The sequence below is a fragment of the Kineococcus sp. NPDC059986 genome, assembly GCF_040702905.1.
Lineage (GTDB): Bacteria > Actinomycetota > Actinomycetes > Actinomycetales > Kineococcaceae > Kineococcus.
Genome location: NZ_JBFBND010000002.1, coordinates 241,517 through 255,177, shown reverse-complemented (window position 1 = coordinate 255,177; position 13,661 = coordinate 241,517). Strand labels below are relative to the sequence as shown.

Here is a 13,661-nt window from a genome sequence, read left to right as displayed (position 1 = left end):
ATGGCCGCCACAGGGGGCAGCACGGGGTACGTCAACCCGACGGGGGACTTCCGTCGGGACCAGCGCTACCTCGAGACGCGCATCACCGCGGACGGCCGGGACGGCTACCCCGTCGAGGCGGGGCGCTACCGCCTCGTCGTGAGCCGGGCCTGCCCCTGGGCGAACCGGGCGATCATCGTGCGCCGCCTCCTCGGTCTCGAGGACGCGTTGTCCATGGGGATCTGCGGCCCGACCCACGACGAGCGCTCGTGGACGTTCGACCTCGACCCCGGCGGCCGGGACCCCGTCCTCGGCATCGAACGGTTGCAGGAGGCGTTCTTCGCCCGGATCCCCGGCTACGACCGCGGCATCACGGTGCCCGCGATCGTCGACGTCCCCACGGGGCAGGTCGTCACCAACGACTTCCCGCAGATGACGATCGACCTGTCGCTGGAGTGGAAGGAGTTCCACCGCGAGGGGGCCCCGCAGCTCTACCCGGAGCACCTGCGCGAGGAGATCGACGCCGTCAACCGCGACGTGTTCCGGGACGTCAACAACGGCGTCTACCGGGCGGGTTTCGCGGGGACGCAGGAGGCCTACGAGAAGGCGTACGACCGTCTGTTCGCCCGCCTCGACGCGCTGTCCGAACGGCTCTCCACGCAGCGGTACCTGGTGGGGGACAGCATCACCGAGGCCGACGTCCGCCTGTTCACGACCCTCGCGCGGTTCGACCCGGTGTACCACGGGCACTTCAAGTGCAACCGGCAGAAGCTGTCCGAGATGCCGGTGCTGTCGGCCTACTTCCGCGACCTCTACCAGACCCCGGGGTTCGGCGACACGACCGACGTCGAGCACATCAAGGCGCACTACTACGTCGTGCACCGCGACATCAACCCCACCGGTGTCGTCCCCGCGGGCCCGGACCTGTCCGGCTGGCTGGAACCGCACGGCCGGGAGGACCTGGGCGGCCGGCCGTTCGGCGACGGCACCCCGCCGCCCCCGCCGGTGCCCGCCGAGGTCGTCCCGGCCGGTCACGCCCCCGGTCGCGACTGACCCGCGAGGTCCTCGACCTCAGGACCGCAGTCCGGCGTCCACACAGGCCTGGCTGGCGGCCCCGGCGCACAGCGCCTCGACCGTCGTGAACTTGTCGGCGATCACCGTCGTGGCGATGTTCTGCTTCGTCACGGCGGTGGGGTCGAGCAGGGTCGTGGGGACGGCCCCCGCCCCGTTGTCGGTCGTCGTCGTGGTCGTCACGGGCTGGCTGCGGGCCAGCGCCAGGGCCATCTGCGCGGCGGCCGCGGCGAGCTTCGGCATGGGTTTGTACGCCGTCACGGCCTGGTCGCCCGTCAGGATGCGCTGCAACGCCGACACCTCCGCGTCCTGACCGCTGATGGGCGGCAGGGCGCCGGTGTAGCCGGCCTCCCGCAGAGCCTTCGCGGCACCCTTGGCGATGCCGTCGTTGGCGCCGACGACCCCGGCGATCTTCCGCCCGCCCAGCGTCGCGAGGGCCTGCCGCATGGCGACCTCGGCGTTGTCGGCCGACCAGTCCGGGACCCACGCCTGGTACCCGGTCTCGATCTTCCCCTTCAGGACCGACGAGGCCCCCGACGCGACCCAGGCGGCGTTGGAGTTCGCCTCGTCGCCGTCGAGCTCGACGACGACCGACCCCGGTGCGGGGGAGGAGTCCAGGACGGTCTGGGCACCGATGGCCCCCACCTTGCCGCTGTCGAACGTGACGAAACCGTCGATGGGGGCACCCTTGATGAGGCTGTCGTAGGAGATGACCTTCGCGCCCGCGGCCCGCGCCTGCTGCGCGATCGTCGCAGCGCCCGCGGAGTCCTTGGGGGCCACCACGAGGACCGTGGCCCCCGCCGACAGGGCCTGCGCGGCCTGGGAGTTCTGCTCGTCCTGGGTCGCGGCGAGGAACGTGTCGACCGTGCACCCGGGGCAGCTGTCCTCGAGGCTGATCTGGAAGTTCGGCACGTCGGAGGACGGGTAGCGCAGCGACGTCTGCTCGGCGAGGAACGCGATGTGCGGGCCGGTCGCCGCGGTCGAGGACGCGGTCGTGGACCCCTGCGAACAGGCGCCGAGGGCACCGGCGAGCACGAGCGTCAGCGCCGCCGCGGTGCGGGTGGAGCGGGTGCGGAACGGGGACACGGGAACTCCAGCGGGGAGAGGGCTGCGCGGACGGGGGAGGAGGCGGCGGGTCAGACGCGGAAGCGGCCGACGGCGACGGACATGCGGGTGGCCATCTCGGCCAGGTCCCGGACCGACCGGTCCGAGGCGTCCGCGCCACGACCGGCCGTCGTCGCGGCACCGGCCACGGACTCGATGGTCCCGGCGATCTGCTCGGCCCCGGTGGCGGCGTCGGCGACGCTGCGCCCGAGTTCCTGCGTCGTCGCGGCCTGTTCCTCCACGGCCGCCGCGATCGTCGCCTGGTAGTCGCTGATCTCGGAGATGACACCGCTGATCGAGCCGATCGCGGCCATCGCCGAGGACACGTCGGCCTGGATCGCCTCGACGCGCGAGGAGATGTCCTCCGTCGCCCGGGCCGTCTGCTGCGCGAGTTCCTTCACCTCACCGGCGACGACGGCGAAACCCTTGCCGGACTCCCCGGCGCGGGCGGCCTCGATGGTCGCGTTGAGCGCCAGCAGGTTCGTCTGCTCGGCGATGGCGGTGATCGTCTTGACGACCGTGCCGATCTCGGCGGACGACGTCCCCAGGGCGTCCATCGTCACGCGGGTGGAGTCGGCGAGCTCGACGGCGCGCACGGCGACGGCGGAGGCGCCCGAGGCGTTGGAGGAGATCTCCTTGATGGACACGCCCATCTCCTCGGTGCCGGCGGCCGCGCCGGCGATGTGGGCGCTGACCGCCCCCGCGGTGCCGGCCACGGTGGCCGCCCGCTGCGAGACGTCGCCCACGCCGTCGGCGATGTCCCGGCTGGTCGCGGTGAGCCGTTCCGCCGACGCGGCGAGTTCGGTCGCCTCGGCGCCCAGTTCGCGGATCGTGCCGCGCATGCTCGTCGTCGCCGTCGTCAGGGCCGCGGCCATCGCCCCGACCTCGTCGCGCTGGGCGATCTCGACGGTCGCCGTCAGGTCGCCGTCGGCGACCCGGTCCAGGACCTCGCGGACGGTGCGCAGCGGCCCGACGATGCGGCGGGCGATGAGCCGCGCGAGCAGGACGGCCAGCACCGCCCCGACGAGCAGGGACAGGACCATGGCCGACCGCGCGTCGCGGTAGGTCTGCTGCGCGGTGGCGGCCGAGTCGGCACCGGCCTTGGCACCCAGGCCTTCGAGCGTGGACAGCTCGTTCGAGGCGTTGTCCGCGAGGACCGCGAGGTTGCCGAGGTAGAGCTGCTGGAAACCCTCGCGGTCACCGGACGCCGCGAGCGGCACGAGGAACCGGTCGCGGGTGTTCTGGTAGGCCGACCACCAGATGCCGAAGCGCTCCAGGGAGTGGCGCTGGGCTGCGGTCAGCGGACGCTTGCCGTAGTCGCCCAGGCTCGTCGCGAGCCGCTGGTCGTCGTCGGCGATGCGGGCGGTGAGGTCCTTGGCCGCGATCGGGTCCGACGCCAGGGCGAGGTTGGCGAGGTCGCGCTGGGACTGCAGGGTCGTGGCGCGCAGCGTGGCGAGCTCGGCGTTGGGGACGGTGGACCCGGTGTAGGTGGCGGTGGCCTTCTCGCTCACCCCGGCCAGGCCGTTCAGGCCGACCCCGAGCACGGTCCCGGCGACGGCCGCGCCGAGCACGGCGACGGCGACGACCTTGGTGCCGACCGAGCGGTCGGCCAACCAGGACCTGCGGACCTTGCGGGGTTCCCCCTCGCGAGCTGGCACGGCGCTGTCCCTCCGACGTCGGCCCCCCGGGGGCCGCTCACCTCGACGGGCACCCGGTCGTGGCCCGGGCGCCCTGCTTGCACGATTCATCGACACCGGGCGCCGCGAGGTGAGGGATCAGGTCCCGTCCAGTGCGGGGGTGGGCGCGGGACCGCTCGTGAGGGCGGCGACGAGCGCGGCGACCGGCTGCGGTCGCTGGTACCAGTACCCCTGCGCCAGCGGGCAACCGAGCGCGACGAGCGCGTCCTCCTGCTCGCCGGTCTCGACCCCCTCGGCGATGACGACCAGGCCCAGGTCGCCGGACATCCGCAGCAGCCCCGCCAGGAGGGCGCGTCGCCGGTCGCTGACGGTCAGCTGGGCGGTGAAGTGCGCGTCGAGCTTGAGGAAGTCCGCCGGCATCGTGTCGAGCTGGCTCAGCGCCGAGTAGCCCGTCCCGAAGTCGTCGATCGCCACCCGGACCCCGATCGCGCGCAGTTCCTCCAGCGTGAACCGGGTGGCGTCGGAGGCCGACTCGACGCTGCTCTCGGTGACCTCCACGACGAGGGAGGACAGCGGCCACCCGGTCTCGGAGGCCGTCGCGAGCAGGTCCTGGACGAAGTCGGGGTCCACGAGGTGCCGGCCGGAGGCGTTGACGGTGAGGAACAGGTCCTGGCCGGTGGCCCGCCGCAGGACGACGGCGTCGGCGCAGGCCCGGCGCGTGACCGCGCGGTCGAGGTCGTCGATGAGGTCGTTGGCCTCGGCCAGCGGGATGAAGACGGCCGGGGACACCGGGCCGTGCACGGGGTGGTTCCACCGGGCCAGGGCCTCCACCCCCACGCAGCGCGTCGCGTCGGGACCCACCCCGGGGACGACGACGGGCTGCAGGACGACGTCGAGGGCCTCCTCCCGCAGAGCAGTGCGCAGGTCCTCCAGGAGCCCGTCGTCGGCGCCCCCGGCCACGGCGACGCGGCCGCGGCCGGCGGCCTTGGCGTCGTACAGCGCGGTGTCGCTGCGGCGCAGCAGGGTGCCGGGGTCCTCCTCGACGCGCAGCTGGGCGACGCCGACGGACAGTCCGGTCGGGGCGGCCTCGACGCGCAGGGCCTGCCCGACGGCCTCCGCCGCGGCGAGGTCCGCCCCGGGCAGGACGACGGCGAACTCGTCGCCGCCGTGCCGCGCCAGCACGGCGCCGGGCAGGAGGTCGTGCAGCCGCCGGGAGAGCCGGTCGGCGAGGTCGGTGAGCAGTTCGTCCCCCGCGGCGTGGCCGCCGTGGTCGTTGACCTGCTTGAAGTGGTCGATGTCGATGAGCGCGACCGACAACGGGGCGCCGGTGCGGTGCGCGGAGTCGACGCTCTCCTCGACGTGCTCGTCGAAGCCGCGGCGGTTCAGGAGGTCGGTCAGGCTGTCGCGTGTGCCGTGCGCGGCCCGCTGCACGAGCCGTCCGATGACCGCGACGACGGCCACCTGGACCGTCATGACCGCGCCCACCACCCCGGGGTCGACCTCCCGCCACAGCAGGCTGCCGGCCACGGCGGTCAGCAGCAGCCCCGTGTGGACCAGGGCGGCCCGGCGGGTGAAGAAGTAGAGGTTGTCGACGGCGCAGAACACGAAGACCCCGGCCACGCCGAGGGCCGTGACGTCGTCGCGGCTCAGGACGACGGCGGCCGCCAGCAGGAGCGTGGCCTGCCCGACGACGACGTGGAAGGCGGTGCGCGGCAAGGCGCGCCCCCACCGCAGGAGGAGGGTTCCGACGGTCACGGCGAGAGCGGCGAGCAGGAGGATGGCGACGGTGCGCGGGTCGAGGTCCTGCCAGGAGCCCGCGGTGGTCATGATCGCCGCCAGGCCGCCCGCGACGTAGAAGGCCCCCGTGGTGTACGCCATCAGCCGAGGTGTCGCCACCTCGGGCACTCCGCGCGAGAGCACAGCCACGCCCACTCCATCGGCGCGACGACGCGAACCCTTGACCCTGAGCACGGATCGGTCAGGACGGGGCGGGGCGGTCCAGCGCGAACCACACGACCTTGCCCGTCCCGCCGTCCTCGACCGTCCACCCGTCCACGCCGTCGTCCGTGCCGTCGTCCTCACCGCCGTCCGCGTCCTCGTCCGGCCCGCCGGAGGACGCGAGCAGTCGGCAGCCCCAGGCGTCGGCGGCGAGGTCGACGAGCTGCAGACCGCGGCCGGAGAGGGCGTCGGGATCGGCGGGCAGCAGCTCCGGGACCCGGTCGTTCTCGTCGGCGACCTCCACGAGGAGCCGACGGGCCGAACTGCTCGCCCGCAGCCGGATGTCGCTGCGCCCGTGCGTGACCGCGTTCGTCACGAGTTCGCTGACGAGCAGTTCGGCGGTGTCGACGGTGTCCTCGTCCCACCCGTCGGCGCTCGCCAGCTGTCGGACGGCGTGGCGGGCGGCCGCCACCGACTCCGCGGCGCAGGTGAGCAGGGCGACGCGGGAGCTGGCGGTCGTCCCGCCCGTCGTGGGGTGCTCGGGGCGGTCGGGCTCGCCGGCGGCCGGGGCACCGACCCCCACGAGCAGGATCGTGCGGTCGTCGTCGGGGTCCGGCCCGAGCTCCTGCGCGAGCCGCCGGCACTGGGCCTGGGCGCTCGTGCGGCGCGGGTCCTCCAGGGTGCGGCCGACGGCGACGAGCGACTGCTCGAGGTCCGCCACCCGTTCGTCCACGACGCCGTCGGTGACGAGGGCGAGCAGGCTGCCGGGTTCCAGCTCCACGCGGTGCTCGGTGCGGGACTGGGAGGCGTCCACACCGAGCAGCAGGTCGTCGACGCCGTGGTCGCGCAGCACCTCGAGGCGGCCGTCGGCGTGCCGGGCGAGCGGGGGCGGGTGGCCGGCGTTGGCCCACCGCACGTCCAGCCGACCGGTCGGCGCGAGCGTCGCGGTGGCCAGGACGGCCGTGGCCAGCGTTCCCGGTTCGAGCGCGGCGACCACCGCGTCGAGCCGGTCGAGCAGCCGGGCCGGACCGTCGTCGCTGTCCCAGGCCAGGCCCCGCAGCATCGTCCGCAGCCGGGTCATCGCGGCGGCGGCGTGCGCGTCGTGGCCCGCGACGTCGCCGATGGCCAGGAGCAGGTCGCCGCTGGCGCGCGGGAAGACGTCGTACCAGTCGCCCCCGATGGAGGCTCCGGCCCGCACGGGTTGGTAGCTGACGCCGAGGTCGAGCCCGTCGACGACCGGCAGCTGCGACAGGACCCCGCGCTGCAGCGCCTGCGCGAGCCCGACGACGCGCGCCGTGGCCTGGTCCTCGCGGTGGCGGGAGACGACCCGGTGCAGGGACGGGGCGCAGTGCGCGGCGAAGACCGCCAGCAGTCCCACCTCGTCCTCCCCGAAGGGACGCGGGTCCGCCCACGAGACGGCCAGGGACCCGTAGGTCTCCTCCGCCACCTGCAGGGGCAGCAGGGCCCACCGGGGGCGGCCGCTGACGTCGACGACCTCGGCCATCCGCGGGTGCACGGCCAGGGCCGCCTCCCGGTCGGGCACGAGGAACGTCCGGCCCTCGCGCGCGGCCCGGCACGCCGGCAGGGGGCTGTCGAGGGGTTCGTAGGCGAAGCGGGCCCGCAGCTCGCTGCCGAAGCTCGTGGCCAGGGCCAGCTCCCACCCGCCGTCCGCGGCGCGGGTCACGAGGCCGCAGCCGTCGGCGCGCAGGATCGGCAGGCCGTGGGAGGTGAGTGCGTGCAGCACGTCCTCGAGGGTGGCGGCCGCGCTCAGGCGGACGGCGAAGTCCGCCAGGTCCTCCCAGACCGACTGCGCCCCGCGGTCCCGCAGGGAGTCCGGTTCCGCACCGCCCATCAGCACTCCTGACCGGTACTCAGGCCGTGGCGCGGGTCACCGCGGTCCTGGGCTGGACGACGTCCGCCACAGAGCACACCACATCTGCACGGTGGCTGCGCGTCGTCTGAGCCTCCCGCGCGGCGCCGGGACGCGGAACGGCGCCGACCCGTGCGGGGCGGCGCCGTTCCTGCGGTCGTGGCGGGTGCCTCAGACGCGGACGACCATCTTGCCGGTGTTCGCGCCGCGCATCATCGACAGGAACGCCTCGACGGAGTTCTCGATGCCGTCGACGACGGTCTCGTCGAACACGACCCTGCCCTCGGCGAACCAGCCGGTCATGCGCTCGCCGAACTCACCGGCGAGGTGGGCGTGGTCGCCGACGATGAACCCGCGCAGCGTCAGCTTCTTGGCGACGAGCTGGAAGAGGTTCTCCGGGCCGGCGGCGCGTTCGGTGCTGTTGTACACCGAGATCGCGCCGCAGAGCGCGGCACGGCCGTGCGGGTTGAAGGTGTCGATCGCCGCGGCCAGGTGGTCTCCGCCGACGTTGTCGAAGAAGACGTCGATGCCGTCCGGGACGACCGTCGGGAGCTGCTCGCGGATCGGGGCGTCCTTGTAGTTCACGGCCGCGTCGTAGCCGTACTTGGAGGTGAGCAGTTCCACCTTCTCGGCCGAGCCGGCCGAGCCGACGACGCGACCTGCACCGAGCAGGCGGGCGATCTGGCCGACGGCGGAGCCCACGGCACCCGCTGCGCCGGAGACGAAGACGGTGTCGCCCTCCTTCATCTGCGCCACGTCGACGAGACCCGCGTAGGCGGTGAGGCCCGTCATGCCGAGGATGCCGAGGTGGACCGAGCTCGGGGCGCCGGGAACCTCGGGCACCGCGCGGAACTCCGTCGCCGGGCCCTGGGCGAGGTCGCGCCAGCCGAGGCCGTGGACGACGAGGGTCCCCTCGGGCAGGTCGGCGCTCGTGGACGCCACGACGCGGCCCACGGCCCCGCCGGTCATCGTCTCGCCGAGCGCGTACGGCGGGACGTAGCTCTTGGCGTCGTTCATGCGGCCGCGCATGTAGGGGTCGACCGAGGTGAACTCGTTCTGGACGCGCACCTCGCCGTCGGCGAGCTCGGGCAGCTCGACCTGCACGGTGCGGAAGTTCTCCGGCGTCGGCCAGCCCTGGGGGCGGGAGACGAGCTGGATCTGGGTGCTGGTGGGCACGGGACGTCCTCTCGGTTCTTCGGGTGGTTCTCGTTCGGGTTCTTCAGGGGGGTGTCAGCGGGCCAGCGCGATCGCCAGCAGGAGGGCACCGAGCAGCGCGGGCAGGATCTGGACGGCGGCCGGCCGCGCCTTGGAGCGGTCCGAGGCCAGCAGCACGACACCCGCGCCGACCATCGACAGCGTGCCGACGAGCACCAGGGTGCCGCCGACGGCGTGGTTGCCCGCGGCGAGCACGACGACGCCCGCGATGATCTCGACCGCCAGGAAGAGGTTGTAGAACCCCTGGTTGAAGGCCATCGGGGCGGTGGTGCGGGCGGTGGCCTCGTCGGTCCCGAACACGGCGCGGGCGCGGGGACGCGTCCACAGCACGGACTCGAGCACGAACACGTACAGGTGGACGAGAGCGGCGACGAGGGACAGCACCGAAGCGGCGACGAGCACGGGCACTCAGCTCCTGCGACCGGGGGCCCTCTGCTGGACGGCCCGTTGTGTGATGACCGTTCCACTATACTCACGTCCATGGGCAGGGTGCAGACCTTCGACACCGCGACCGTCGTCCGGGCGGCGCGGACGCTCTTCTGGGAGCGCGGGTACGAGGACGTCTCCGTCCCCGACCTCGAGGAGGCCACCGGCATCCGCCGCTCGAGCCTCTACCACGCGTTCGGCAGCAAGCGCGGCGTCTTCGACGCGGCCGTCGAGAGCTACCTCGAGGACGTCGTCCGACCGCGGCTGCGGCCCCTGCAGGGGCCCGACGTCGCGGCCGACGCCCTCGTCGGCTACCTGCGCGGGCTGCGCGCCGCCCTCGCGGACGGCCGGCCCGCGGCGGCGCAGGCCGGCTGCCTCCTGCTGAACGCGGCCACGGCCCCCGTCGGGCGCGACGAGGCCGTCGCCCAGGTCGTCCACGGGTACCGCGCCGAACTGCACGCCGCCTTCCGCCGCGGGGCGCAGGCCGCGGGAACCGCTGCGCCGGAACAGGTCGCGACGCTGTGCACCTCGGCCGTCGTCAGTGCCTTCGTGCTCGCCCGGATCGACCCGGACGAGGCGGTGGCCACGCTCGACGCCGTGCTCGGCGTCGTCGCGCCCCCGGCCGGGGGCGCCGGGGGATGAGGTGGGGCCGCCGGCTCAGGACCCGCGGACCGGCCCGATCGAGTCCCGCTCCCGGAAGGGCAGGGGCACGAGGTGCTCGGCGGCCGGGCGCGGGGTCAGGAGGAGGTCGACCGCGAGGCGGCCCATCTCCTCGTGGGGCAGGGCCGCCGTCGTGAGCCGGGGCCGCAGGAACCGGGCGGCCTCGTCGTCGTCGAAGGCCGCCACCGACACGTCGCCGGGGATCCGCACCCCGGCCTCCTGCAGGGCCTGGTACGCGCCGATCGCCAGCCGGTCGTTGAGGCACAGCAGGGCGGTGAACGCGGGCCCGTCCCGCAGCAGCCGGGTGACGGCGTCGTAGCCGGCCTCCGGTTCCCACGGCTCGAACCCCACCTCGGCCACGGGTGCGTCGTCGCCGAACGCGTCGGCGATGCCCGCCAGCCGGCGCCGCACCGCGACGCTCACGGACCGGGACCGCCGCGCGGCGAGGGGGGCGCCCACGAGGGCGGTGCCCTGCCGGTGCCCCGCGGCGAGCAGTGCGCGGGCGACCTCGTGGCCTGCCCGCCGCTCGTCGGGCAGCACCTGGGTGGTGCCGCGACCCGCCGTGAGGTTCAGCAGGACGACGGGGGTGTGGTCCAGAGCCGTCGGGACCCGCACCGTGTGGGACCTCGTCGCCGCCATGAGGACTCCGTCCACCTGCCGGTCCAGCAGGGTGGCGACGCCCTCGTCCTCCTCGACGTCCAGGGTCTCGACGATGAGCAGGACGTGGTCGAGCTCCCGGGCACGGCGCATGGCCCCGAGGATCAGCGCGCCGGCGAAGCGCGTCGTCGCGACGTCGCTGGACAGGAACCCCAGGGTGCGTGAGGTCCGCGTGCTCAGCGTCCGCGCCGCGGCGTTCGGGCGGTAGCCGAGTTCCTCGGCGGCGCGGCGGACCCGTTGGACGGCCTCCTCGGACAGCCGCGTCGAGGGCCGGTTGTTGAGGATCAGCGAAGCCGCCGTCGGTGACAACCCGGCGCGGCGGGCGACGTCGGCGAGGGTCACGCGGTGGGTCACCTGCGTCCCTCGTCTCCGTCGTCGGTGGTCGTGCTGGTCGACCCGTCCCAGGAGGGTAGGGCACCGGGTTCCGCCCGCGCCGGTCGGTGTTCCCGCCGTCGCCGGGTTTTCGGGTTCCGGACCCGTTCTCCGCGGCCGTCGGGACGGCGGGGAGTGCTGGGCCACAGGCACTTGACACGGCGACCGCGCCGCTCCACAGTTCCCTGCTAAAGGGCGTTAGCAACGCAGCGCGTCCTCCCCGAACGAACGGCGACCCCCACCCGTGATGACGCTCGACGGTGCCTGGACGTGGGACTTCTGGACCGCCCACGACGGCCGGGAACACCACCTCTTCTACCTGTTCGCGCCCACCTCGCTGGGTGACCCGGACCGGCGGCACCGCAACGCCCGCATCGGCCACGCGACGTCGCCGGACCTGCGGTCGTGGACCGACCACGGCGAGGTCCTCGGCCCCCGCGGCAAGGGTTTCGACGCGACCGCGACCTGGACCGGGTCGGTCGTCGCCGGCCCCGACGGCCGGTGGCGGATGTTCTACACGGGGTCGCGGTTCCTGCACGCGGAACCCCGGCACACGAACGTCGAGACCGTGGGTGTCGCCCTGTCCGGCGACCTCGCCACCTGGACGGCGCAGCCGGAACCCGTCACGGTCGCCGACCGCCGCTGGTACGAACTGCTCGAGGACGGGACCTGGCCGGAGGAGGCGTGGCGCGACCCGTGGGTTCAGCCCGCCGCCGACGGTGACGGGTGGGACATGTTCGTCACCGCCCGGGCCCGCCCGCGCACCGGGATCCGCTCCGACGACGCCGGCGTGGTCGGCCACGCCTGGTCGCCCGACCTCGAACGCTGGGAGGTCCGGCCGCCGCTGACGGCGCCGGGTTCCGGGTTCGCCCACCTCGAGGTCGTGCAGGTCGCGACCGTCGAGGACCGGGAGTTCCTCGTGTTCTCCTGCGCCACCGGCGCCCTGTCGCAGGAACGGCAGGACCGGGGGGAGCGCGGCGGGATCTTCTCGCTGCCCCTGGACCGTCCGCTCACCGAGCCGGGCGTTCCGCTCGACGTGTCCGGTGCTCGCCCCCTCAGCGGGAACGGGCTCTACAGCGGCCGCGTCGTCACCGACCCCGACGGTTCCGCGGTCCTGCTGGCCTTCCACGACACCGACGCCGACGGCCGGTTCGTCGGGACGCTGTCGGACCCCCTGCCCCTGCACGTCGACGCGCAGGGCCTCCTGGCCCTGAGCCCCGTCACCGCACCCGTCTGACCGCCCCCGGGGAGGACCCCGGGGGAACACCGCACAGCTCGACCCCACGGACCACGACAGCACCGCCCTCGACAAGGAGACGACGATGTCCAACCCTGCCCCCCGTTCCCAGCCCGGCCACCTCCGCCCGCAGGGCCTGTCCCGACGCACGCTCGGGCAGGGCGCGATCGTCGCGGCCCTGGCCGCCGGTGGCCTCAGCGCCTGCGGTGGCGGGTCCGGCGGCGAGGCGTCCTCCGGCAGCGGCAAGGGGTCCATCACGGTCTGGGCCCACCAGGGCCAGGACAGCGAGAACGCGGCCCTCGAGGCCGCGGTCAAGGCGTTCAACGCCTCGCAGAAGGACGTGACGGTCAAGCTCACGCTGCAGCCCGGCGACACCTACACCACCACGGTGCAGAACACCTCGGTGGACAGCCTGCCCGACGTCCTGGAGATGGACGGCCCCACCGTCGCCAGCTACGTCTACGACCAGCGCATCTCCGCGCTGGAGGGCCACGTCTCGGCCGACACCCTCTCCAACCAGACCGCCTCGGCCAAGGGTGAGGGCACGGTGGACGGCAAGGTCTACGCCGCGGCCATGTACGACTCCGCGCTCGGCCTGTACGGCAACAAGAAGCTCCTCGACGCCGCCGGCGTGAAGTACCCCACCGCCCTCGACGAGGCCTGGACGGCGCAGGAGTTCGACGCCGCCCTGAAGACGCTGGCCGCCGCGAACGGCGGCAAGGCCCTCGACATCCAGGAGCAGAACGGCCTGTCCGGGGAGTGGGGGACGTACGCGTTCGCCCCGCTCGTCTGGTCCGCCGGTGGCCGCCTCATCGAGGACGACAAGGCCACCGGCGTGCTCGACGGCCCGGAGGCCGTCGGTGCCGTCACCGCCTGGGCGAGCTGGAAGCAGTTCGTCGACTCCAACGCCGACGCCAAGGCCTTCACCGGCGGCCGGGTGGCCCTCGGGTGGGGCGGGCACTGGAACTACCCCGACTACAGCAAGGCGCTGGGGCAGGACCTCGTGGCGATGCCGCTGCCGAACATGGGCAAGGGCACCAAGACGGGCGCCGGGTCCTGGACGTGGGGCATCAGTGCGGGGAGCGGGAACGCCGCCGCGGCCGGCAAGTTCCTCGACTTCCTGCTCAACGACGAGAACGTCAAGGCCATGACCGACGCGAACGGTGCCCCCGCGGCCACCACGAGCGCCGGCAAGGCCCAGACGCTGTACCAGTCCGGCGGGGCGCTGGCCCTCTTCGGGGAGCAGCTGGCGCAGTCCTGCGGGGACGACCCGAAGGAGGGGTGCGTCGCGACGGCCCGTCCCGTCACGGCCGGGTACCCGGTCGTCACGAGTTCCTTCGGCAAGGCCCTCGCGGCGATCTACGGCGGTTCGGACGTCCAGACCGAGCTGACGACGGCGGCCAAGACCATCGACCAGGCCTACGCGGACAACAACAACTACCAGTGATCGACCGCCCGCCCCTGCCGGCGCCGCGCGAGCGGCGCCGGCGGGGGC

11 protein-coding genes are annotated in these 13,661 nt (G+C 74.0%); 4 read left to right on the top strand and 7 right to left on the bottom strand.

Annotated features, from left to right (window positions below; translation table 11 throughout):
- Positions 1 to 1,032: a glutathione S-transferase C-terminal domain-containing protein gene (locus AB0637_RS03220; RefSeq protein WP_366169714.1), complete on the top strand. Its 1,032-nt coding sequence runs from the start codon at positions 1 to 3 to the stop codon at positions 1,030 to 1,032.
- Between the two features lie 18 nt (positions 1,033 to 1,050).
- On the opposite strand, the gene AB0637_RS03215 is transcribed toward AB0637_RS03220, so the two are convergent.
- The 6 genes from AB0637_RS03215 to AB0637_RS03190 all read right to left on the bottom strand — a co-directional run bounded on the left by AB0637_RS03215 (position 1,051) and on the right by AB0637_RS03190 (position 9,222).
- On the bottom strand, positions 1,051 to 2,136 hold the full coding sequence (locus tag AB0637_RS03215) for a substrate-binding domain-containing protein (protein ID WP_366169713.1): 1,086 nt from the start codon (positions 2,134 to 2,136) through the stop codon (positions 1,051 to 1,053).
- Positions 2,137 to 2,186: 50 nt separating this feature from the next.
- Positions 2,187 to 3,812, bottom strand: a complete 1,626-nt coding sequence (locus AB0637_RS03210) for a methyl-accepting chemotaxis protein (RefSeq protein ID WP_366169712.1) — start codon at positions 3,810 to 3,812, stop codon at positions 2,187 to 2,189.
- Positions 3,813 to 3,929: 117 nt separating this feature from the next.
- On the bottom strand, positions 3,930 to 5,717 hold the full coding sequence (locus AB0637_RS03205; RefSeq protein WP_366169711.1) for a bifunctional diguanylate cyclase/phosphodiesterase: 1,788 nt from the start codon (positions 5,715 to 5,717) through the stop codon (positions 3,930 to 3,932).
- A 52-nt stretch (positions 5,718 to 5,769) separates the two neighbouring features.
- The gene (locus AB0637_RS03200) at positions 5,770 to 7,581 is read right to left on the bottom strand and encodes a SpoIIE family protein phosphatase (RefSeq protein WP_366169710.1); all 1,812 of its coding nucleotides are present in this window, start codon (positions 7,579 to 7,581) and stop codon (positions 5,770 to 5,772) included.
- A gap of 189 nt (positions 7,582 to 7,770) precedes the next feature.
- Entirely contained in the window at positions 7,771 to 8,775 is a 1,005-nt protein-coding gene (locus AB0637_RS03195; RefSeq protein WP_366169709.1) for an NADP-dependent oxidoreductase, read from the bottom strand.
- A gap of 54 nt (positions 8,776 to 8,829) precedes the next feature.
- The gene (locus AB0637_RS03190) at positions 8,830 to 9,222 is read right to left on the bottom strand and encodes a DUF1304 domain-containing protein (protein WP_366169708.1); all 393 of its coding nucleotides are present in this window, start codon (positions 9,220 to 9,222) and stop codon (positions 8,830 to 8,832) included.
- Between the two features lie 72 nt (positions 9,223 to 9,294).
- Here AB0637_RS03190 and AB0637_RS03185 point away from each other — a divergent pair, with 72 nt between their 5' ends.
- Positions 9,295 to 9,882: a helix-turn-helix domain-containing protein gene (locus AB0637_RS03185; protein WP_366169707.1), complete on the top strand. Its 588-nt coding sequence runs from the start codon at positions 9,295 to 9,297 to the stop codon at positions 9,880 to 9,882.
- Between the two features lie 15 nt (positions 9,883 to 9,897).
- Here the strand turns inward: AB0637_RS03185 and AB0637_RS03180 are convergent, their stop codons facing one another.
- The gene (locus tag AB0637_RS03180) at positions 9,898 to 10,911 is read right to left on the bottom strand and encodes a LacI family DNA-binding transcriptional regulator (RefSeq protein ID WP_366169706.1); all 1,014 of its coding nucleotides are present in this window, start codon (positions 10,909 to 10,911) and stop codon (positions 9,898 to 9,900) included.
- Positions 10,912 to 11,176: 265 nt separating this feature from the next.
- Between AB0637_RS03180 and AB0637_RS03175 the strand changes: the two genes are divergently transcribed.
- Complete coding sequence (locus AB0637_RS03175) at positions 11,177 to 12,166, top strand: glycosyl hydrolase family 32 (protein WP_366169705.1); 990 nt, start codon at positions 11,177 to 11,179, stop codon at positions 12,164 to 12,166.
- 85 nt (positions 12,167 to 12,251) lie between these two features.
- Positions 12,252 to 13,613: an extracellular solute-binding protein gene (locus AB0637_RS03170; RefSeq protein WP_366169704.1), complete on the top strand. Its 1,362-nt coding sequence runs from the start codon at positions 12,252 to 12,254 to the stop codon at positions 13,611 to 13,613.
- Positions 13,614 to 13,661 lie beyond the last annotated feature (48 nt).

Coding starts and splice junctions, on each gene's coding strand:
- AB0637_RS03170 (WP_366169704.1), top strand. CDS start 12,252: ATGTCCAACCCTGCCCCCCGTTCCCAGCCCGGCCACCTCCGCCCGCAG.
- AB0637_RS03175 (WP_366169705.1), top strand. CDS start 11,177: ATGACGCTCGACGGTGCCTGGACGTGGGACTTCTGGACCGCCCACGAC.
- AB0637_RS03200 (WP_366169710.1), bottom strand. CDS start 7,581: ATGGGCGGTGCGGAACCGGACTCCCTGCGGGACCGCGGGGCGCAGTCG.
- AB0637_RS03185 (WP_366169707.1), top strand. CDS start 9,295: ATGGGCAGGGTGCAGACCTTCGACACCGCGACCGTCGTCCGGGCGGCG.
- AB0637_RS03220 (WP_366169714.1), top strand. CDS start 1: ATGGCCGCCACAGGGGGCAGCACGGGGTACGTCAACCCGACGGGGGAC.